The organism is Terribacillus saccharophilus (assembly GCF_046592895.1).
Lineage (GTDB): Bacteria > Bacillota > Bacilli > Bacillales > Amphibacillaceae > Terribacillus > Terribacillus saccharophilus_D.
Genome location: NZ_JAWVPU010000004.1, coordinates 20,773 through 39,121, shown reverse-complemented (window position 1 = coordinate 39,121; position 18,349 = coordinate 20,773). Strand labels below are relative to the sequence as shown.

Genomic DNA, 18,349 nt, shown 5'->3' with positions numbered 1-18,349 from the left:
TCAACTAATTTTGGAGGGATTTTATCGATGACAGCTTGTTCCGTCCGTTTACAAATCTTCCTGCAGCTGCAGGCAGTGAACAAAGAAATCTGTTCAAAGTTCGAAGCATGCTTGGGGGCGAGTACCTCTCGAGTGGAGATTCTTCACTATTTGCTGCAGCATGAAGAAGTGACCCAGTCAGCATTGCAAAAAGAAGTGAATATTGATGCGGCCGCTGTTACGAGGCATTTGAAGCAGCTTGAAGCTGCCGGGACAATCGTCCGCTTTAAGAAAACAGAAGACCAGCGTGCGACATGGGTGAAACTGGAGGAGGAAGCAAAACGTCATATCGAGCAATCCTACCAGGAAAAAAGCAAGTTCGTCCAAGAGACGCTATCAGGCTTTTCAGAGGAAGAATTGCAACAATTCCTGCGCATGCTGAGCAAGGTAAGCGAAAATGTCTCACATGTCTCCAAGAGTCAGCTAGAAGGAGAAATGAAATGAGCACTGCACCTGTATATAATAAAGAAGCATTCCTGCAAATCGTGCAGGACCGTCGTTCCATCCGTACGTATGATGAGAACGTGAAAATTAGTAAAGAAGAAATGTCTGAAATGCTCACGGCAGCAACCAAGGCCCCATCTTCGGTCAACTTGCAGCCTTGGCGTTTTGTTATCATTGAAAGTCCGGAAGCAAAAGCAAAACTTGCTCCGCTTGCCAGATTCAATCAACAGCAAGTCAAAACATCTTCAGCTGTGATCGCTGTTTTTGCGGATATGAATAATCTTGACTACTTGGAAGAAATCTATGGAAAAGCCGTGGAACATGGCATGATGCCACAAGAAGTCAAAGATCAGCAAGTTGTTGCGATAAGTAATTTGCTTGCCGGGATTTCAGAACAAGGAAACCGGGAAACTATCTTGATTGATGGTGGTCTGGTATCCATGCAGTTGATGCTGACTGCCAAAGCATACGGCTATGACACAAATCCGATTGGCGGTTTTGAGAAGGATCAAATCGCAGAGGCATTCGATTTGGATAAAGACCGTTACGTTCCTGTCATGCTTTTATCCATTGGTAAAGCAGCAGATGCAGGGTACAAGTCTTACCGGATGCCAGTAGAACAAATCACAGAATGGAAATAAGGAGAGAGAAACGATGATCATCATCCATGCTAGAATGTCAGTTAAACCAGAGAAAAAAGAAGAGTTCCTTCAAGAAATCGAAGCAGTGATGGCCGGAAGCCGTGCCGAAGCTGGCAATAACAGCTATGACCTGTTCCAAGATCCAAAGAATACAAACAGCTTCATCATGGTGGAAAACTGGAAAGACATGGAGGCGGTGCAAGCTCACAATGCGAGCAGCCACTTCCAAGCTTTCAGTGCAGCTGCTAAAGAAATGCTAAGCGCGCCTTTGGCAGCAGATGTTTATCAAGGTGAGAAATTGAACTAAGAATTAGGGATGGCCATCAAGGTCATCCCTTTTTTTGTTTTATATAGGAAGACCGGAGTGATTACGACCGCTGCATTCCAAATATAGCATCCAACAATTCTTTAAATTCCTCTTCGTCAATCGTCCGCTTAGCAGAGACACCCTTATGCCATTCCGTAAAAGAAGCAGCTGTTAAGATATATCGTCCATCTTCATTTCGCTTTGTAACCAGTGGCGATTTATTAAAGGGCGAAGCTGGATGGTTTTCGATCGTCTGCTGCATTTGTTCCAATCCAGATATTTCTGTGATTGGTTCTTCAGAAGAGAAACGATAGCCTATCCGCCAATCGCTGTCATTGCCCTCCAATTTCATCTCCATGAGATATCCTTCGGCAGCAGGTTTGATTCGAAATTGACCATTGCTCGTTGTTATGACTTCACCAGACATGGGCAGGGGAGCTAACGGAATATTCGCCCCAAAACCAGCATCTACTATAAATGCTGTGCTGTTCATTTTTAAAAGAATGACAGCATGTGTATTGCCGGTGGCACTCCATTGCTGTGATTTTTGATCATATATACATGCCGACAGCAGCAAAACATCGAATCCACATTCTTTTAAGTAATGATAAAGAAGTGTATTCAGTTCATAACAGACGCCGCCTTCGTTCTGGATCAATATTTTCTGCTGCAAGTCTTCTTTGGAAAGCAAGCTTTGCCGCCGGTCGATGATCCGCAAGTTTTCAAATGGTATCGTTTCGGCAAACTTCTGCAGCAATATAGGCAGTGTGCTGAAGGTTATTTGTTCATTCATGTTGATGCGCTGTTGAAATTGTTCTTTGAATGATTGCATGGTGATTCCTCCTGACGTATTTAGTATAAATAGTTTCATGAGGAATTGCTTGCATCATGTTTTTGCATCCTTTATAATCACAGGGAAAAGCATACGGCAGATAGTTTTCTAGGGTTCCGCAGCATAAGCTGGTCTGGTCCGAGAGAAAACGCACAGCATGGGCTGTGACACGGAGGGACAAAAGCCTGGGAGATTTCTATCTCCCAGGCTTTTTTTATAAGAATTGGAGGAATTGTAATATGACAAGGCAGTGGTTAAGTGTCGTGCTGGCAGGCTTGATCGAAGTATTATGGGTCATCGGGTTGAAGCACGCAAACAATGTTATCGAATGGGCAGGAACGATCATCTGTATCCTGCTGAGCTTTTATTTGATGCTGCAGGCAAGCAAACATATGCCTGTCGGAACAGTATACGCAGTATTCGTCGGAATCGGCTCGACGGGTACGGTGATTGTTGACATGCTGTTCTTCGGTGAACCATTCAAGCTGGCAAAAGTCTTATTGATCGCCGTTCTGTTGGCAGGTGTGATCGGCCTTAAGCTTGTGACAGGCGATAAACAGACAGAGGAGGGTGCCTGATGGCTTGGATCGTACTTGTCATAGCAGGGATGTTTGAAGTTTTGGGTGTGACCATGATCAATAAACTCAATGAGAAGCCCAATTTTACGAACATAAGTATATTTATCTTAGGATTTGCTGGAAGCTTCGGATGCTTATCATACAGCATGTCGTATTTACCGATGGGGACAGCTTATGCAATTTGGACTGGAATCGGAACTGCCGGCGGCGCAATTGTCGGAATGCTTTTCTTCCATGAATCGAGAGATTGGAAGAGACTTGTATGTATCGCATTGATACTCGCTTCAGCTATCGGGTTGAAGTTGATAGCTTAAATTATTTGGGAGGTGTGGGGACACACCTCTTTTTTATGTTTTAAAACTATGTGCAGCAAAAGCGTAATACAAATTTAAACTGAATGAATCCCCTCATAAAGTGGTCTCTGCACCTTAAACAAGAGGCATCGCATAATTGGATAATAGCAGACAATTCCAACTGGGTAGATTTACATATTTTTTCTTTAAACTTTCATTCGAGGTTTTGTGCAAAGTTTACCTTTTTTTCAACTGAATCTCACAAAATATTACTATACTTATTTTATGGGAATGATAGTCTACGAGATTACTCCACCCTCATCCTAGGAAAGACTTCATAATGCACTTCATTTTTTAACACATCAGTTTACCATTCCCGCAACAAAATTGATAAGGAGGTTAGAGATAAAGCAAGATCAGTCAATCCAGAAAAATAGGAAAGGGAGTAGGTATATGAAGCTTAAAATTTCGATGTTCGTTGCCTTTTTGGTTGTTTCGCTTGCTTTCTTGCAATTTGGTAATACTGCCGAAGCTGCAGAGTCAAATTCATCCTTAGACACTTTACATAATAAAGTGGAGCATGTACTTATGGATGAAGAATCCATAAGCGAAACACAAGCAAGTGAAGCAGTGTCAGCGGAAACCGAAGACTCCCGATTGAAAACAGACATACAAGAGAGCCAATCCGAAGCTGCTTTTGCGGAATCTGCAAAGGAGAATCCAGCCGCTGATGCTGCAGAATCAAGTAAATCCGCTGTATCCAATGAAAAAGTCAGCGAACAGGCCGGCGAAGATAGTGAGCATAATAAAGAAGAGGTATCATCAGAGGAAAGCAAAGATAAAAATGAGTTAGAAAACAAATCAGACGTAACAGAAGAACAAAAAGTAACGGATAAAAACGAACATGTCGAGGAAGCAGCTGCTCCTGAAGAACCAAATGCTCCTGACGAAAAAGATGACAAAGAACGAAGCAATATTGCTGGGCAGGAGAAACAAGAGAAAACAAAGCCAGAAGAACAGAAGGTGAATGCACCTTCCGATGAGAAGCATAAAACAGAAAGATCTGTAATCAGCTCATCGACTGAACGGAATGACAAAGATCCTGAAGTTGTCTCAGATGCACAGATACCTGAGGAAATTGATGAAGATACGCAAGTGAAAATCAGCGTCATATCTGATGTTCATGTTTTGCTTGAAGAAATGATAGGAGATAATGCAGCGTTCGAATCAGCTTTGAATTCCGATCGTAAAATGTTTGCGGAGTCACAGGCTATTTTTGATGCTGCTTTGGTTGATGTGAAAGAAAGCAATTCTTCGATTCTGTTCATTACTGGAGATTTGACGAAAGACGGAGAGTTGAAAGGGCATGCGTATATTGCAGAAGAGCTGCAGAAACTGAAAGCGGAAATCGAGGCAGAAGGCAGGGACTTTCGTGTATTCGTGATTCCTGGCAACCACGATTTGAATAATTTGAATGCAAAAGACTTTTCCGAGGCAGATGATGCGAAAGATCATACAGAAGCTCCAGCTGTTGAAAGTGCAACACCGAATGATTTCAAAGAACTTTATTATGATAGTGGGTTAATGGGCGAGGATGTTGCGTATTATACAGATTCTTCCCATTACAGAGCGTATTTGAAAGAAGTACAGCAGCGTTTTTCCGGCCAGGAATATGCACACGGTAATCTTTCTTATGTCACACGTATCGATATGGGAAAGAACGCGGGAACAAAAGGACTAACCATCATCGGTTTGGACACATCGAAGCATAGTGCAGATGTTACTGAAAGCGGTAAGAATATTCAAGAAACAGGCGGTGTTATTACTAGACCTTTATTGGATTGGGCACTGGAAAACATTGAAGCTGCCAATAAGCGATTGGATTCGATCATGCTGCTCGGACATCATGGGATCATCGCTCATTTCGATGGACAAGATTCCATATTGGCGGAATACCTGATTGATAATTGGGATGTGAAAGACCCGGGAACAGGTAAAACTCCTGCTGAAGAATTAGCTGATGCAGGGTTGCATTATGTATTCACGGGCCATATGCATGCGAATGACGTGGCACAATTAACGACCGAAGCCGGAAATACCATATTTGATATTGAAACAGGCTCTACCGTTTCTTATCCTTCTCCAATTCGTACAATGGTGCTTACAAACCTAGTGGAGGATGGTACACAACATGAATCTTTGGTGATCGATACGTCTACCGTGTCCAATGTTGATTTCATCGATCCTGAGACAGGGAAGCCGATTGAGGATTTGAAAGACTATGGCAATCAGCTTTTAATAACTCCGGAACTTATTCAGGGGTTAACAAAGGGGATTTTCACAAGTCCTGCTTTCGCGCAACTGCAGGAACAGGGTATCGGCAGTTTGATTGAGGATTACGCTGGTAAAACGGCTGGAAGATTTGTTGCTGATTATTTGCCGCAATTGATCGGTACAGACCTTGAATCCAGCATGGAAGTTGCCGGGATTGCGAAAGTGTATTATGACACATCATTGGATCAAGTGATTCTGAATGCTATGGGAACTGATTTATTTATCACTGCTGAAGATTTAGGGAAAGTAGTCGATAATTTACTTGCTCAGTTCCAGGAAAAGTATATCAATGATACAACTTATCTCGAGAATCTTATAGGAAGAGCAGGAGAGGTTCTGCTGAATTCAGAGTTGGGTTTGATAGGGGATCCCAGCAAGACATTTGGTGATTTGGCCAACTACCTTTATAGCGGTCATTTAGAAGGCGATGAGAATGATAGGATCAATGATAATGAATGGGTGAATGAAGGGCGTGAAGCTGTACGTTCTGGACAAGCACTCGATAATGCGGTCCAAAATTTAGTCCCGATTTTAACGGAAGCAATTGGCGAAATGGCGTCCAGTTTGACATTCGATCCTTCGGTTGATGAAATCCTGCAAGGCGGTGGATTCCTAGGGGGCATCGTTAAATCCGCTATTGCCGGATTCATCGGTGACAATGCAGGCGGCCTGATTGGTATGGTCGATTTGGGAAGTTTTATCGAGCCGCTGCTTACTCAATTAGACTTAAGCTCCATAAACGATACGTTAATACAAATTGTGGATGGAATGTCATACGAGGAATATGCATATGCACATCCATTCGATAATAGCTTTACTGTAATATGGAATAAAACCTTACCGACTGTAGAAAAACCAGAAGAGCAAGAACCAAACGAAGAACACCCAGAACAGGAAAAACCAGAAGGGCAAGAACCTAACGAAGAACAACCAGAACAAGACAAGCCTGAAGAGCAGGATCCAAGTGAAGAACGACCAGAGAAACAGCAGACTGAAGAGCAATACCCAAGCAAGGAACAGCCGAAAGAACAGCTTGAAGAAAAAGATCCGAGTACAGGAGCATCAGAAGAACAGTCTGCAGGACAAAATCCAAGCAAGGATCATGCAGGAGAAAAACAGCCTGAAGCTAGGTTTGCAGGCGAGGAGCCTCAAAAGTAAGTTAAAGATGGGATAGTACCAGTTATCTCATCTGAGGATAATGGTCCAGGAACAGATAAAACTAGTGTTGGTTCTGTGATCAATGGTACGCTGCCTGATACGGCTACTAACATATTTAATCTGCTTTTAGCTGCCTTTACACTTATTGTTGCAGGTGCTATTCTATGGACTATCAATAGAAGAATGTCAGTGCGATAGTCTTCGATCTGAGGATTTTTTTGAAATGACCAACATGAAAGAGAAAGGAGCATATCACTTGGTATGCTCCTTTTTACAATGGATTAATCAATTCTTCACTATTATTCTTTGGTGAATTCACCAGCGCAGAAACGGGGTAAGCTGTCAACTCTTCGGCATAAGGATGCAAAAGTGTCTGCAGCTTTTCCGGATCTTGTTCTTCGCGATCAAGCCAAATGTCCTGGGAGTCCGCGGGCAGGATGACTGGCATGCGATGGTGAATCTGCTTCATGAAGCTGTTTGCTTCGGTGGTGATGATGGTGCATGTAAAGATATTGCTGCCGTCTTCATCCTGCCATTTTTCCCATAACCCTGCAAATGTGAGAGGAGTCTTATCTTTGTTCTGGATGCGCATGGGTTGTTTTTTGCCGTCTATTGTCTGCCATTCGTAGAAGCTGTCGGCGGGTATGAGGCAGCGTTGTGTTCGGAATGCTTTCTTGAAGCTGCGCTTTTCCATGATTGTTTCTGCTCTGGCATTGATCATTTTACTTCCGATTTTTTTGTCAGGGGCCCATGAAGGGATCAACCCCCAGTGCAGGCTTCCTAAACGCCGCTTTTTTCCGTCAGAGATGACAGCTGCAACTTGTTGGGTTGGTGCGATATTATAACTTGGCTCAAGTGCGTCCATCTCTGACACAGCGTCATAGTTGCGCAGAAGTTCTTCCCAGGGAGTGAGTAGTGTGAATCTGCCGCACATGTTCATCTCTCCTTTTTACTCCAGTATAACCGTTATATGCTTCACTGAAACGATTTGGATATAACGGTACAGAGGATGATTGCTCCCAACATCATGGCAGCGAAGGCCCAATCAGTCCAGCGTATATAGTAGGAACGATAAAACGTTCGGTCCCGCTCCCCGGTGAACCCTTTTGATTCCATGGCTATGGCTGTTCGTTCAGCCTTGCGGATGGCACTGGCAAGCAGCGGGATGGTGTATTGTTTGTACCTTGTCAAACGGCTGGCGTTCGTTCTGGCTCCGCGAATAAGATGGGCGGAACGGATGGTATCCAGTTCCTCCTTTAATAAAGGCAAAAAGCGGTATCCTGCCAATATGCCGTATGCCAGCTTCGGAGAAACACGGCATTGCTGAATCAGGCTTAAAATGAACGCGACTTTATCTGTTGTCAGGATGAATAGAAGGGACAACGTGGCGTAGCTGAAAACGCGGATTGCCAAGGCAAGAGCGTCCTGAACAGATTCTTGCGGCAATTCCCAGAAAAGGAACTGCTGGGTGACGGCCGGGTTTTCCGGTGTTTTGGCAAACACAAGCGTCGTGATCAGCATGCCGAGCGCAAACAACGTAAAAGGAATCAAATAAAGGAGATACTTTTTGATCTGCACCTTGCCAAATAACAACGTCACAGCGACTGTCCAGCCTATATATATAAGAAGTGCAATCGGATCGAACATAAATGCGATGATGATTGCTGCCAGCATCACCGTGCCGGCTTTGATGCTTGGATTGATATTATGCATAAGTCACGTTCTCCTGGTTGCGTCTTGCGTAAACTTCTCTTGCAGGGAGTGAGAGACCATAGGCAGACAGATTGCTTCTATCCCATATATCAGCTGGAGTGCCGTCCGAAACGATGCTACCTTGATCAACTACTAAAACACGTCTCGCAAAATGATCCACCAGCTCCATATCATGTGTGATCATGATAATGGTACAGCCGCGCTGCTGTTGTTTCCTGATAAGTTCCATCAACACATCAGTCGTATAGCTATCTTGGCCGAAAGTAGGCTCATCCAGCACGAGCAATTGCGGAGACTGGACAAGCATCGTTGCAACGCTGAGCCGCCTTTTTTGTCCTTGGCTCAAGGTGAATGGATGCTTGGAACTCTGTGCGGCCAGACGGATTTCGTCCAGCAGCACTTTGATTTCTTGTTCGTCTGCAGGTTGACCAAAAGTTATTTCGCTCCATACAGTGTCAGTAAGAAACTGGTGCTCAGGATTTTGAAATACATATCCGATATGCTGATAAAGTTCATCCGCCTTCCATTTGCTGAGACGTTTACCTAGAAAGCTGACAGAACCGGCTGCAGGTTTGAGCAGGCCAGTCAGCAGACGGGAAAGAAGTGTTTTTCCGCTGCCATTTTTACCTGTTATCGCTAAGAATTCCCCTTGCTGGATGTTTAGATCCGGTATGTTAAGCAATGTTTTTCCTTTATGCCGAAAAACTGCATGATCCACACGGATGATATCTGTCTCTGTTTGAAACACTTCCGTATGTTTGGAATGAAGCTGCAATCCACCCGGGAGCAAGTCTATCGAAAGCGGCCATGGTCTTGGCAGCTGTGCCTGTTTGGCAAGCTGAACAGCTTCAGGCAGCCATATGCCGCTCTGCTGCATTTTCTCCGCATGGATATTGATGCCATCCTGCAAGTCCCCATCAAAGAATAACGAGCCGTCTTGGTCCAGCAGCAAAGTCCGGTTCACCACGGGCAGCCAATAATCAATATTGTGTTCAATGATCAACAGCGTAATTTCCTGCTGTTCTTTTAAGCGGCGGATTGTTTCTGCCAGCTCCTGGCTGGCAGCGGGGTCCAGATTGGCTGTCGGCTCATCGAGAATGAGCAGACGAGGAGCGAGTGCCAGCACAGCTGCCAAGGCAAGCTTCTGTTTCTGCCCGCCGGAAAGCGTGTGTATATGATCTTTCCTTCGATGGTGCAAGCCGACAAGAGAGAGGACGCGGTCGATTTCGGCATCCATTTTCCCTTGTGGCATTTTCGTGTTTTCCAGACCAAAAGCAATTTCATCTTCCACTGTCAGCATGCAAAACTGCGTTTCGGGATCTTGAAATACGGTTCCAATCTCCAAGTTGATCGTTCCACTTGCAAAGTCTTCCAGATTGGATCCGCTGAAGAAAATATTCCCGCTCATTTCCCCATCAAGCTCTTTCGGATACAGACCGTTCAGACAGAAGGTGAGTGTGCTTTTCCCGGAACCGCTCGGACCGAGCAGCAGGATAGTGTCACCTGTGTTAATGGTGAAACTCAAATCGTTTAAAGCAGGAGAACTCTCTTCCTCGTAAGTGACAGTGAGTCGGTCGACTTCCAGTATCGGTTTCATCCTGCTTTTCGCTGCCGATGCACTTTGCCGAGTGGGAAGCTCGTCAATGTACCTGTTTTAGCCAGCGCCTCACTGATTGCTTTCCCGATCAATCCGCTGATGACAGCACCGCTGATGATCCGGACTATGAGCATCAGGATGACATAACTCGGATCAAGGGCAGCGAATCCCCCGCGGAAGTACCCCCAAATGAAACTTGTGATGGCTGCACCGACGCCGGCGCCCATCAACACAAGCACATGGTAAGAACGATAACGTGTCAAAGCAAATGCGGCTTCGGCACCAATTCCTTGCACAGCGGCAGAAAGGATGATGATCGGACCGACACTGCTGCCGATCAACACTTCAACCACACCGGCAATTGTCTCGGACATGAATGCAACACCAGGTTTTTGGATGATATAAGCTGCAACGATGGAGACAAGGAACCAGACACCAAATATGATGTCAGTTCCAATCGGACCGATAACGCCCATCAAGACGACGTTGACAGGAAGGAATAAAAGGTACACGATACCGAAGACGACGGCAAGCGCTGCCATGACGACAATATCTTTCATACGCCAGCTTTTCATTTGATCACGCCTTTTGCAGACGGACTGTTGGCAGACATCGTGACTGTCATCACGGTATGAGAGGAACCGGAGGCTTCTGTTTCCGTAAAGACATGTTCCAAACCAGTGAATACATCGATACTATTGCCATCAAGACGGGTGGAATAATGTGATTTGGAAACCGTGATTCCACGAGAGCGCATATTTTCAATCTGACTATAGATTGTATCCATGTAATTGCCGCCGCCCAAAGGATAAAGCGAAAATTTGGAAGCAGTCTCTAGCTTGCTGCTTTCTGCATTATGGAAGTTCATCTTTGTTTCATCTTCGGCCATATAAACGTCGCCAGCGGAATCGCCGGGACAGCCGATGGAGTAGGTGCCATTGAAGACGACATGGTCGCCACCTTTTGCAGCTTCTAAGAATATAGCGGATGTAACATCGAATACATGTGGAATCCTTCCGCGTACGAGTGTTGTCACATCATCTGTTTCCATCCATACCTTTGACGTGTCGACTGCTTGCAATGCTTCCAAAATGATTGCCTTGAATCTGTCTGCCATCGGGTAAATTGAAAAGCTGCAGCCAGCAATCCTGCTTGTTCCACAATAGTTTTGCATTTCCATGATGATTCCTCCTATTTTTTGCATATAAAAAGCGACCGCACCATAGGGTGCAGTCGCAGAATATACAAAGAAATAGAGTGATTCTGGGCTGCACTTCCCCACGCTGGTATTATCCAGATCGAGTTCAAAGGGTCAGAATCAAAAGATTCCTCTCAGCCGTTGCCAGCTCCCCTAGTGCGTCGCTACTTATGCAATTGATAAATCAATAGTAAAAAAAGTTAGTGAATTTGTAAAGGGTTTCTTTCAGCAATATTCTGATTCTGTTGGGCAGAGATTATCCAACAAGCTCACAGGGAAGTAAAGATAGAAAGGAGGAGAGCGCTATATGGAGAAGCACATATTTTCTGATGCAACATGGAAGTGGCTTCAATTTGATTGGCATGGAGATAGTAAGGAAAAAGCTGAATTATCCCGCTATACGGGAAAAGTATCCTGGCAGCAGCATGTGGATGCCGCTGAGACGAATAGTCTGCAAATGGACACAACCAATCATGATTCATTAGCTCTTTGGGGGTCGCTCATCTATGTGCAAGAAGCAGATGAAGAAGAGAAAAAGCATCTATTTCACTTTTTTGTGAGAGAAGATACTCTGCTGACGACGGCGCTCGATTTCAAATTACTCCCGACTACAACAGAGAAAGAAATCCTGGCCAAAATGAAATACGCTACCAATGCAATTGAAGGGTTCATGATTCTCCTTGGTGAAATCATTTCTGTTTTCTTACATAAAATCGATCAATATGAAGTCAGGTTACATGATTTGCTTTGGCAAGTGAAAAGTCATAATGATACAAAGCTTCTTAATAAAATCGCAGAAAACCGCCATGAGATATTGGTATGGAAAAACTTTTTGATTCCTTTTATAGAAGTGAAGACAGGCGTATTAGAAGCTTTTGGCGACAAATACGCAGAGAATATGCATTTTAAGCGAACTAGTTATCGATTTGAACGCTGTCAGAATTTAGTCCGGGCGTATGAAGAAGAAATCAGAGGCCTTATTGATTTTGAGGATGTTGTTTCTTCTTTCAGAGGTAATGAAATTATGAAAACACTTACCGTTATGACGGTGCTTTTCACACCTGTCATGGCGCTAGGTGCCTTGTGGGGCATGAATTTTGAGAGCATGCCGGAACTGAAATGGAAATTCGGTTATGCGAGTGCCTTGATACTCATTGTCATGTCGACACTTCTTGTATATGTGTTCTTAAAAGCCAAAGGCTGGACAGGAGATATGCTAAAGTCCAAGAAAAAGCAAAAGTATGTAGATTAAAAAGAGTCAAAGGTATTTTTTTATACGTTTTATCACAATCTAACCCTAACACAGCTCAGGAGAGAAAGATGGGGTTTGTATGGATTTAAAGGTGATACAAGCAATTAAAAAACATGCTATTCCATTAACAGGGGAATCAGACTTAACTATCATCAATGAAAAGGCAGCTAAAGCAAAGTATGTTCTGCTCGGAGAAGCATCACATGGAACCTCTGAGTTTTATACAGTACGAGCTGAGATAAGCAAAAAATTGATTACCGAGAAAGGATTTACCTTTATAGCCGTGGAAGGGGACTGGCCGGCTTGCCAGGCTGTGAACCGCTACATAAAAGGCTATGATAAGGAAAACAGTTCAGCCAGGGATGTACTTCATCATTTCAATCGCTGGCCAACTTGGATGTGGGCTAACGAAGAAATCATTGATTTGATCGAGTGGATGAAGGAGTATAATAAGCGGGACGACGTGCAGCCTAAAATAGGGTTTTACGGAATAGATATGTACAGTCTTTGGGAATCGATGGAGGAAGTGATTGCCTATCTTACGAAGATTGATTCCCCGGATGTGGAAATTGCCAAAAAAGCTTTCACCTGTTTTGAACCGTTCAATCGGGACAATCAGGAGTATGCAGTCTCGGCAGGAATATATTCTGAGGGCTGCATCGACGAGGTTGCCAAGCTGCTTGCGGCGATTCAAAAAAAGAAGAACCAATACCCATGTGAGCAAGAACAGCAGTTGAACCTTGTAGTTAACGCACTTGTAGCATATAATGCAGAGCATTATTACCGGTCGATGGTTGTACGTGATGAAGAATCATGGAATATAAGGGATACACATATGGTGCATGCCCTGAATGAGGTAATGAAGTTTTATGGATCAAAGGCAAAGGCAATTGTATGGGAACACAATACACATGTTGGTGATGCCAGGGCTACCGATATGGCAAATAACGGGATGGTTAATGTAGGTGAACTGATTCGTCAGCAGAACAGTCCTGAGGATGTGTTTATCATAGGATTCGGCACAAACAGAGGAACTGTCATCGCTGCCGATGAATGGGGAGTTGACCTTGATGTGAAAGTTGTTCCGAAGGCGGTGAGAGGATCATGGGAGGATCTTATGCACCGTGCGGGTGCGTATGACAAAATGTTGTTCTTTGATAAAGAAAATGAGCATCTATTCGAGCAAAGAATTGGGCATCGCGCTATCGGGGTTGTGTATCGGCCGGAGTTTGAACAGTTCGGAAATTATGTGCCTTCCATTATGTCCGAACGATATGATGGATTCATTTATATTGATGAATCAAGTGCTTTAAAACCTTTGGCAGTAGAAAGGGTTTTGCTTTGAGCTATATATTTAGTATAGTGATCATCGAGGAGCCGTTAAAGTTCGGCTCCTTTTTGAATTCACGGCAAATCAATGAACGCCAAGATAACTGAGTGCATCTTTTACTGTCGACATTGTTGGAGAAGATAACAAGCTAATATCAGTCTGCACTGCTTCAATCGCCAGTTTTGGTCTCAAACCAGTGAAGATACATGTAATTCCGAGCAAAGAAAGAACATGATTGATTTTGAAGAGATAATCCGTTACAACATTATCTAACTGGAAAATAGCGGAGAAATCAATGATTAAAAATTTCACATCCTGCTGCTTTGCTTTCACAGGGACCAGTTGTAATAGCTGTCTTGCCCGTTCTTCGTCAATCGACCCAACTAAAGGAAGGATGGCTATTCCATTTAGCAGAGGGACGAGTGTAGCAGAGAGCTCATTTATTTGATGCGCTAATTGTTTACTTTTTCGTTCGTATGCTTTTTTCTCAGAGATATCTCTAACATACGTTTGGATCGCCTTTGTCTCTCCAATGAATACAGGGTGGCAGTATAATTCAACTTCTGCTTTCGAACCGTCCAGCTTGAAGATTGTTTCCTCAATCACCTCAGCAGGCTTGGCATAAGCAGACTGAATTCTTTTATGTATCGCTGATTTGGAACTCTCTTGAAAAATATCTAACGGACTTGCTCCAACGATGTCTTGTCTATTTCCTTTGAAAAAGACTTCAGCAGCGTGATTGACATAAATGATTTTTAAGTCAGTATGTACGATTAAGGGATCCAGTGAATATTCAATAACTTCGCGGTAATTTATTTTAGATATGTCTTCATTCATTATATCCCCTCCTAGTGAAAGTATAGAGAACTTTGAATACGTTAACAAGCTAAGCATCCTCGGTATCGTTACATCATCTATTTTTTCTTACGACCCAATAGAAAAAATCGCAGGGAAACGAAAAATCTCCCCTGCGATTATTTTTAATTCTTTTTAATTGTGATTGTCCAAGCTGCTTCGCCCAGCTGCTCATATGCTGTTACTTCATGACCAGCCTCAGCAGCCCACCTTGGGATGGATTCTGTACCTTGTGTGCAGTCGAATTGAACTTCCAGCTCATCGCCGGACTGTATGTCTTTGATGGCTTCCTTTGCTTCCACTAATGGGAAAGGACAAACCATGCCCATCACTTCCAATGTCTTTTTCATATGTGTACACTCCTTTTTATGCTGGTACAGCATGTGCAGATTGTTTTGCTTTCTTCTGGGGTCTTACAAATACAAAGTAAGATGCGGTCCACGTTCCTAAAATCATAAAACCTAAGGATATCCAGCCTTGCCACGTCATCATGGCGGTCATGACCAAACCATTACCGATGGAGCAGCCACCGGCTAAAGCTGCCCCGAATCCCATCATCAAGCCACCGCTGAAGCTTTGGATAGTTGTTTTCAGATTAGGCAGTCGGAATCTGAATTCGCCGCTCATTTTTGCGGCGAACAAAGAACCTAAAAAGATACCTAGTACAAGGAATACACCCCAATTGATAAAGCTCAATTCCCCAGTCACTAAAAATTGAAGGATGTTAGCGGAAGGCGTTGTAATACCCAAGCCGGAAATACGACCAGTCGCTACGCTTAACGGCCATGCCAGGATAGCTATGAGCCCAATAAGGATGGCAGTGACGAATGGGTGCCAGCGCTTTTCGAAGAGTATATGCGCAAGTCCTGTTTTTTTCGGCTTCAAACCTGGGATCTTCACCTTAGGTTTTCTCAATGTACGGAAGACAACGAATCCAACTACCGCTGTGAGAAGACCAATCAAGATCCAGTTGTTTATCCCGAATGTAGCAGCGATAGAGTTATTTTCAATCTGAACCTCTTTCACTGCCGTATCCACAGGCAGTAAAACACCTGTTTTCATCATGGCTGCTACAAGCATATAACCTGCTAATGCAATCCAGCTGCCGATTAAGCCTTCTCCTGCACGATACCAAGTGCCTGTTGCACAGCCGCCGGCAAATATGATGCCAATTCCGAAGATGAAGGAACCGATAATCACGGCTATGATCGGCAGTGTACCAGCACTGAATTCAAATACTCCTAAATTAATCATTGTATATACACCAATGCTTTGAATTACGATGGCAATCAGCAAAGCGTAAAACATACGATTATCTTTTGATAAATACATATCACGGAAGCCGCCCGTCAAACAAAAACGACCACGCTGCATGACGAAACCAAGCAGAGCTCCGCAAATCAAACCCGTCAATATCATTTGAAGCATGTAAGCACCTCACTTAATCCGAGTATTCGTATAGGTTTTTATGATAATACGTAGTCTCCGTATATTCAACCCCTAATTTGATATATTCTGAATTTTATATTGGCATTGAATTTAAAAGGTGATTGGCTATTTTTGTAAAGAATAGATTGTGATAAAGTTGGTTCATAGGGGGGGGCTGTATGATGAGAAGTGTCATTCCTTTTTGCTTATTGTTCTTTTTAGTTGGGTGTGGAACAGAGCTTGAACCGAGTGAGTACGGAAACGATATAAAGAAAACGGACTCTGCAGTGACAATTGAAGTACAAACTGACACAAGAACAGTCCCCAATGAGATACCTTATATAATAAAAAATCAAAGTGACCATCCGTTAACAGAAGGAAGGGCATTTGTAATAGAAAAATATGATGACAAGCAAAAAAAATGGCTGCAAATTCCTTTTAAGAAGAACAGTGCACATCAGCTTGATGCTTGGATTATTGATCCGGGTTCTGAAAGCGGGGGAATTGTTAACACAGATCAGTTGAATCGCAATTTGACTGATGGTGATTACCGTCTGGTTAAAGATCTATCTTCTGATGGAGACAGGATAGTCGTTTATGACGAATTCACAGTTGAGAATGACATCATACAATAAGGAGTGAATTTATGAAAAAAGTTATCCTGGCAGGCGGGACTGGTTTTGTTGGGAAATATCTTGCTGAAAGATTCCAGCAATCAGGGTTTGAGGTAATCATCATTTCTAGGCAGAATCAGCATATCGCCTGGAGTGACAAATCCGCTTTAAAAGAAGCGTTGGAAGGGGCAGGATTGCTTATCAACCTTGCTGGTAAATCCGTGAATTGCCGATACAATGAAAGAAATAAGAAAGAAATTATGAACTCCAGGATAGAGACGACGAAGATATTGGGGGAAGCAATACAGGCCTGTACCAATCCTCCTGAACTCTGGATCAATAGCAGTACAGCAACCATCTATCGACATGCAGAGGATCGTCCGATGACAGAAGCAGAAGGAGAAATCGGTTCAGGCTTTTCAGTTGATGTTGCCACAAGCTGGGAAGAGACCTTTTTTTCCTATGATCTTCCAGAAACAAGACAGATTGCTTTGCGAATTTCCATTGTATTGGGTAAAAACGGAGGCGTCATGACACCATACCGGAACCTGGTCAAATTCGGACTTGGAGGGGTGCAGGGATCGGGAAAGCAAATGTTCAGCTGGATACATATCGAGGATCTATTTCAAATCATACTGTTCCTAAAAGATAGAAAGAACTTGAACGGTATCTTCAATTGCGCCGCACCGAAGCCAGTCACAAATCGAGAACTGATGAAACAATTAAGAAGTAAAATGAATGTTTCATTTGGGCTGCCTGCCAGTAAGTGGCTGCTGGAGATAGGATCAGCATTCATCCGAACGGAAACAGAATTAGTTCTGAAAAGCCGCTGGGTCATTCCAGATAGGCTGGAGCGTGAAGGGTATACATTCAGTTTTAATACCTTAGATGAAACTTTGGAGGATATTTTGGTCGTAAAATAAGTAGAAACAGCTCATGAAAATCAGAGTGTACGACGCATCAGTTCATGTACAGGAAGAATGACTTGCATGGTAATGCTGAAAAAATGTAGTCGGCAGTATAAGGATCTGCGTTCTTTATAAGTATGTGATATGAAATTATTCTTGATTGGTGGGATGTTACTTGCAGCTGTTTTTCAAATACAATTGGATGATAAGGGAAGACTGGTATTGTTGGTGTGAAAAACTGAGTGAGGACGAACTGCTTCGAAATCGCACAGGCGGACAAGGCAGTATACTACATACCCTTTTTCATATCGTTGACGTCGAATGGAGCTGGATTCGTCGCTTGCAAGGTAAATCAGATCATCAGCCTAGCTTTGACAGGCATAATAGCCTGGAAATGATACGCAAATTGGATGCTGCGTTTCATCTGGAAGTAGACGATTTTGTGTCTAATTGGGATATTGGTTTGGAAGATCGCTTATTTTACGATACCTTACCGGACGGAAGAATTGATGCGGATACTTGGGGGGAGGTCATGCGGCATATCATTGCCCATGAAATCCATCACATAGGTCAATTGTCCATATGGGCGAGGGAAATGGGATTAGAGCCTGTATCAGCTAATTTTATCGGACGAGGGCTTTCTAAATAATTTATATAATTCCAATAGGACTGAATGCGTGGAGAGCGATAAGCTGGCGAAGCCCCAAGAAGGCAGGAGTTTAGTTGTCCCTTGTTTTTTTGCTTGGTTAATTTTCATTACAAAAAACCAAATGTTTGATGATAAATTTGCAGATGGGATAAAATAAGCATGCTTACTTAGTTTATCAG

At 43.4% G+C, this 18,349-nt stretch carries 20 protein-coding genes and 2 riboswitches; of the genes, 11 read left to right on the top strand and 9 right to left on the bottom strand.

Features of this window, described 5'->3' with window-relative positions; all coding sequences use genetic code 11:
- Positions 1 to 27 precede the first annotated feature (27 nt).
- From SFC66_RS12980 to SFC66_RS12970, 3 genes are read left to right on the top strand one after another with little or no spacing between them, the layout of a single operon-like run.
- A complete protein-coding gene (locus tag SFC66_RS12980; protein ID WP_411219160.1) occupies positions 28 to 483 on the top strand; it encodes a MarR family winged helix-turn-helix transcriptional regulator in 456 nt (151 codons plus the stop codon).
- The gene (locus tag SFC66_RS12975) at positions 480 to 1,124 is read left to right on the top strand and encodes a nitroreductase family protein (protein ID WP_411219159.1); all 645 of its coding nucleotides are present in this window, start codon (positions 480 to 482) and stop codon (positions 1,122 to 1,124) included. The genes SFC66_RS12980 and SFC66_RS12975 overlap by 4 nt, the downstream gene beginning before the upstream one ends.
- 13 nt (positions 1,125 to 1,137) lie before the next feature.
- Positions 1,138 to 1,431: a putative quinol monooxygenase gene (locus SFC66_RS12970; RefSeq protein WP_411219158.1), complete on the top strand. Its 294-nt coding sequence runs from the start codon at positions 1,138 to 1,140 to the stop codon at positions 1,429 to 1,431.
- A 61-nt stretch (positions 1,432 to 1,492) separates the two neighbouring features.
- Here SFC66_RS12970 and SFC66_RS12965 read toward each other — a convergent pair whose 3' ends face one another.
- Positions 1,493 to 2,263 (bottom strand): arylamine N-acetyltransferase family protein, encoded by a 771-nt coding sequence (locus SFC66_RS12965; protein WP_411219157.1) that lies wholly within the window; start codon positions 2,261 to 2,263, stop codon positions 1,493 to 1,495.
- Positions 2,264 to 2,360: 97 nt separating this feature from the next.
- Positions 2,361 to 2,457, top strand: a riboswitch (guanidine-I (ykkC/yxkD leader).
- Positions 2,458 to 2,502: 45 nt separating this feature from the next.
- On the opposite strand from SFC66_RS12965, the gene SFC66_RS12960 reads away from it, so the two are divergent.
- The 3 genes from SFC66_RS12960 to SFC66_RS12950 all read left to right on the top strand — a co-directional run bounded on the left by SFC66_RS12960 (position 2,503) and on the right by SFC66_RS12950 (position 6,626).
- The gene (locus SFC66_RS12960; RefSeq protein WP_411219156.1) at positions 2,503 to 2,841 is read left to right on the top strand and encodes a DMT family transporter; all 339 of its coding nucleotides are present in this window, start codon (positions 2,503 to 2,505) and stop codon (positions 2,839 to 2,841) included.
- On the top strand, positions 2,841 to 3,155 hold the full coding sequence (locus SFC66_RS12955) for a DMT family transporter (protein WP_411219155.1): 315 nt from the start codon (positions 2,841 to 2,843) through the stop codon (positions 3,153 to 3,155). Before SFC66_RS12960 ends, SFC66_RS12955 begins: the two co-directional genes overlap by 1 nt.
- A gap of 432 nt (positions 3,156 to 3,587) precedes the next feature.
- Positions 3,588 to 6,626: a metallophosphoesterase family protein gene (locus SFC66_RS12950; RefSeq protein ID WP_411219154.1), complete on the top strand. Its 3,039-nt coding sequence runs from the start codon at positions 3,588 to 3,590 to the stop codon at positions 6,624 to 6,626.
- Positions 6,627 to 6,897: 271 nt separating this feature from the next.
- Here the strand turns inward: SFC66_RS12950 and SFC66_RS12945 are convergent, their stop codons facing one another.
- From SFC66_RS12945 to SFC66_RS12925, 5 genes are read right to left on the bottom strand one after another with little or no spacing between them, the layout of a single operon-like run.
- A complete protein-coding gene (locus SFC66_RS12945; protein WP_411219153.1) occupies positions 6,898 to 7,560 on the bottom strand; it encodes an SOS response-associated peptidase in 663 nt (220 codons plus the stop codon).
- A 41-nt stretch (positions 7,561 to 7,601) separates the two neighbouring features.
- Complete coding sequence (locus SFC66_RS12940; protein WP_411219152.1) at positions 7,602 to 8,339, bottom strand: energy-coupling factor transporter transmembrane component T family protein; 738 nt, start codon at positions 8,337 to 8,339, stop codon at positions 7,602 to 7,604.
- Complete coding sequence (locus SFC66_RS12935) at positions 8,332 to 9,936, bottom strand: ABC transporter ATP-binding protein (RefSeq protein ID WP_411219151.1); 1,605 nt, start codon at positions 9,934 to 9,936, stop codon at positions 8,332 to 8,334. The genes SFC66_RS12940 and SFC66_RS12935 overlap by 8 nt, the downstream gene beginning before the upstream one ends.
- Positions 9,933 to 10,511, bottom strand: a complete 579-nt coding sequence (locus SFC66_RS12930; protein WP_411219150.1) for an ECF transporter S component — start codon at positions 10,509 to 10,511, stop codon at positions 9,933 to 9,935. The genes SFC66_RS12935 and SFC66_RS12930 overlap by 4 nt, the downstream gene beginning before the upstream one ends.
- Positions 10,508 to 11,116 carry a YkoF family thiamine/hydroxymethylpyrimidine-binding protein gene (locus SFC66_RS12925; RefSeq protein ID WP_411219149.1) on the bottom strand — a complete coding sequence of 203 codons (609 nt, stop codon included), beginning with the start codon at positions 11,114 to 11,116 and terminating at the stop codon, positions 10,508 to 10,510. Before SFC66_RS12925 ends, SFC66_RS12930 begins: the two co-directional genes overlap by 4 nt.
- Positions 11,117 to 11,194: 78 nt before the next feature.
- A riboswitch (TPP riboswitch) is annotated at positions 11,195 to 11,299 on the bottom strand.
- Positions 11,300 to 11,441: 142 nt separating this feature from the next.
- Between SFC66_RS12925 and SFC66_RS12920 the strand changes: the two genes are divergently transcribed.
- Together SFC66_RS12920 and SFC66_RS12915 are read left to right on the top strand one after the other, a co-directional pair.
- Positions 11,442 to 12,386 (top strand): magnesium transporter CorA family protein, encoded by a 945-nt coding sequence (locus SFC66_RS12920; RefSeq protein ID WP_411219148.1) that lies wholly within the window; start codon positions 11,442 to 11,444, stop codon positions 12,384 to 12,386.
- Between the two features lie 79 nt (positions 12,387 to 12,465).
- On the top strand, positions 12,466 to 13,731 hold the full coding sequence (locus SFC66_RS12915) for an erythromycin esterase family protein (RefSeq protein WP_411219147.1): 1,266 nt from the start codon (positions 12,466 to 12,468) through the stop codon (positions 13,729 to 13,731).
- 69 nt (positions 13,732 to 13,800) lie between these two features.
- Here the strand turns inward: SFC66_RS12915 and SFC66_RS12910 are convergent, their stop codons facing one another.
- The 3 genes from SFC66_RS12910 to SFC66_RS12900 form a co-directional block, all read right to left on the bottom strand.
- A complete protein-coding gene (locus SFC66_RS12910) occupies positions 13,801 to 14,553 on the bottom strand; it encodes a PAS domain S-box protein (protein ID WP_411219146.1) in 753 nt (250 codons plus the stop codon).
- A 143-nt stretch (positions 14,554 to 14,696) separates the two neighbouring features.
- Positions 14,697 to 14,921, bottom strand: coding sequence for a sulfurtransferase TusA family protein (locus SFC66_RS12905; protein WP_411219145.1), 225 nt, complete (start codon positions 14,919 to 14,921; stop codon positions 14,697 to 14,699).
- 16 nt (positions 14,922 to 14,937) lie between these two features.
- Positions 14,938 to 15,999: a YeeE/YedE thiosulfate transporter family protein gene (locus SFC66_RS12900; protein ID WP_411219144.1), complete on the bottom strand. Its 1,062-nt coding sequence runs from the start codon at positions 15,997 to 15,999 to the stop codon at positions 14,938 to 14,940.
- Positions 16,000 to 16,178: 179 nt separating this feature from the next.
- On the opposite strand from SFC66_RS12900, the gene SFC66_RS12895 reads away from it, so the two are divergent.
- The 3 genes from SFC66_RS12895 to SFC66_RS12885 all read left to right on the top strand — a co-directional run bounded on the left by SFC66_RS12895 (position 16,179) and on the right by SFC66_RS12885 (position 18,170).
- Entirely contained in the window at positions 16,179 to 16,634 is a 456-nt protein-coding gene (locus SFC66_RS12895; RefSeq protein ID WP_411219143.1) for an immunoglobulin-like domain-containing protein, read from the top strand.
- Between the two features lie 11 nt (positions 16,635 to 16,645).
- Entirely contained in the window at positions 16,646 to 17,536 is an 891-nt protein-coding gene (locus SFC66_RS12890) for a TIGR01777 family oxidoreductase (protein WP_411219142.1), read from the top strand.
- 160 nt (positions 17,537 to 17,696) lie between these two features.
- A complete protein-coding gene (locus tag SFC66_RS12885) occupies positions 17,697 to 18,170 on the top strand; it encodes a DinB family protein (protein ID WP_411219141.1) in 474 nt (157 codons plus the stop codon).
- Positions 18,171 to 18,349 lie beyond the last annotated feature (179 nt).

What these genes read in the sequence shown, in the direction of transcription:
- SFC66_RS12980 (WP_411219160.1), top strand. Translation starts at nt 28, where the DNA reads ATGACAGCTTGTTCCGTCCGTTTACAAATCTTCCTGCAGCTGCAGGCA.
- SFC66_RS12975 (WP_411219159.1), top strand. Translation starts at nt 480, where the DNA reads ATGAGCACTGCACCTGTATATAATAAAGAAGCATTCCTGCAAATCGTG.
- SFC66_RS12970 (WP_411219158.1), top strand. Translation starts at nt 1,138, where the DNA reads ATGATCATCATCCATGCTAGAATGTCAGTTAAACCAGAGAAAAAAGAA.
- SFC66_RS12965 (WP_411219157.1), bottom strand. Translation starts at nt 2,263, where the DNA reads ATGCAATCATTCAAAGAACAATTTCAACAGCGCATCAACATGAATGAA.
- SFC66_RS12960 (WP_411219156.1), top strand. Translation starts at nt 2,503, where the DNA reads ATGACAAGGCAGTGGTTAAGTGTCGTGCTGGCAGGCTTGATCGAAGTA.
- SFC66_RS12955 (WP_411219155.1), top strand. Translation starts at nt 2,841, where the DNA reads ATGGCTTGGATCGTACTTGTCATAGCAGGGATGTTTGAAGTTTTGGGT.
- SFC66_RS12950 (WP_411219154.1), top strand. Translation starts at nt 3,588, where the DNA reads ATGAAGCTTAAAATTTCGATGTTCGTTGCCTTTTTGGTTGTTTCGCTT.
- SFC66_RS12945 (WP_411219153.1), bottom strand. Translation starts at nt 7,560, where the DNA reads ATGTGCGGCAGATTCACACTACTCACTCCCTGGGAAGAACTTCTGCGC.
- SFC66_RS12940 (WP_411219152.1), bottom strand. Translation starts at nt 8,339, where the DNA reads ATGCATAATATCAATCCAAGCATCAAAGCCGGCACGGTGATGCTGGCA.
- SFC66_RS12935 (WP_411219151.1), bottom strand. Translation starts at nt 9,936, where the DNA reads ATGAAACCGATACTGGAAGTCGACCGACTCACTGTCACTTACGAGGAA.
- SFC66_RS12930 (WP_411219150.1), bottom strand. Translation starts at nt 10,511, where the DNA reads ATGAAAAGCTGGCGTATGAAAGATATTGTCGTCATGGCAGCGCTTGCC.
- SFC66_RS12925 (WP_411219149.1), bottom strand. Translation starts at nt 11,116, where the DNA reads ATGGAAATGCAAAACTATTGTGGAACAAGCAGGATTGCTGGCTGCAGC.
- SFC66_RS12920 (WP_411219148.1), top strand. Translation starts at nt 11,442, where the DNA reads ATGGAGAAGCACATATTTTCTGATGCAACATGGAAGTGGCTTCAATTT.
- SFC66_RS12915 (WP_411219147.1), top strand. Translation starts at nt 12,466, where the DNA reads ATGGATTTAAAGGTGATACAAGCAATTAAAAAACATGCTATTCCATTA.
- SFC66_RS12910 (WP_411219146.1), bottom strand. Translation starts at nt 14,553, where the DNA reads ATGAATGAAGACATATCTAAAATAAATTACCGCGAAGTTATTGAATAT.
- SFC66_RS12905 (WP_411219145.1), bottom strand. Translation starts at nt 14,921, where the DNA reads ATGAAAAAGACATTGGAAGTGATGGGCATGGTTTGTCCTTTCCCATTA.
- SFC66_RS12900 (WP_411219144.1), bottom strand. Translation starts at nt 15,999, where the DNA reads ATGCTTCAAATGATATTGACGGGTTTGATTTGCGGAGCTCTGCTTGGT.
- SFC66_RS12895 (WP_411219143.1), top strand. Translation starts at nt 16,179, where the DNA reads ATGATGAGAAGTGTCATTCCTTTTTGCTTATTGTTCTTTTTAGTTGGG.
- SFC66_RS12890 (WP_411219142.1), top strand. Translation starts at nt 16,646, where the DNA reads ATGAAAAAAGTTATCCTGGCAGGCGGGACTGGTTTTGTTGGGAAATAT.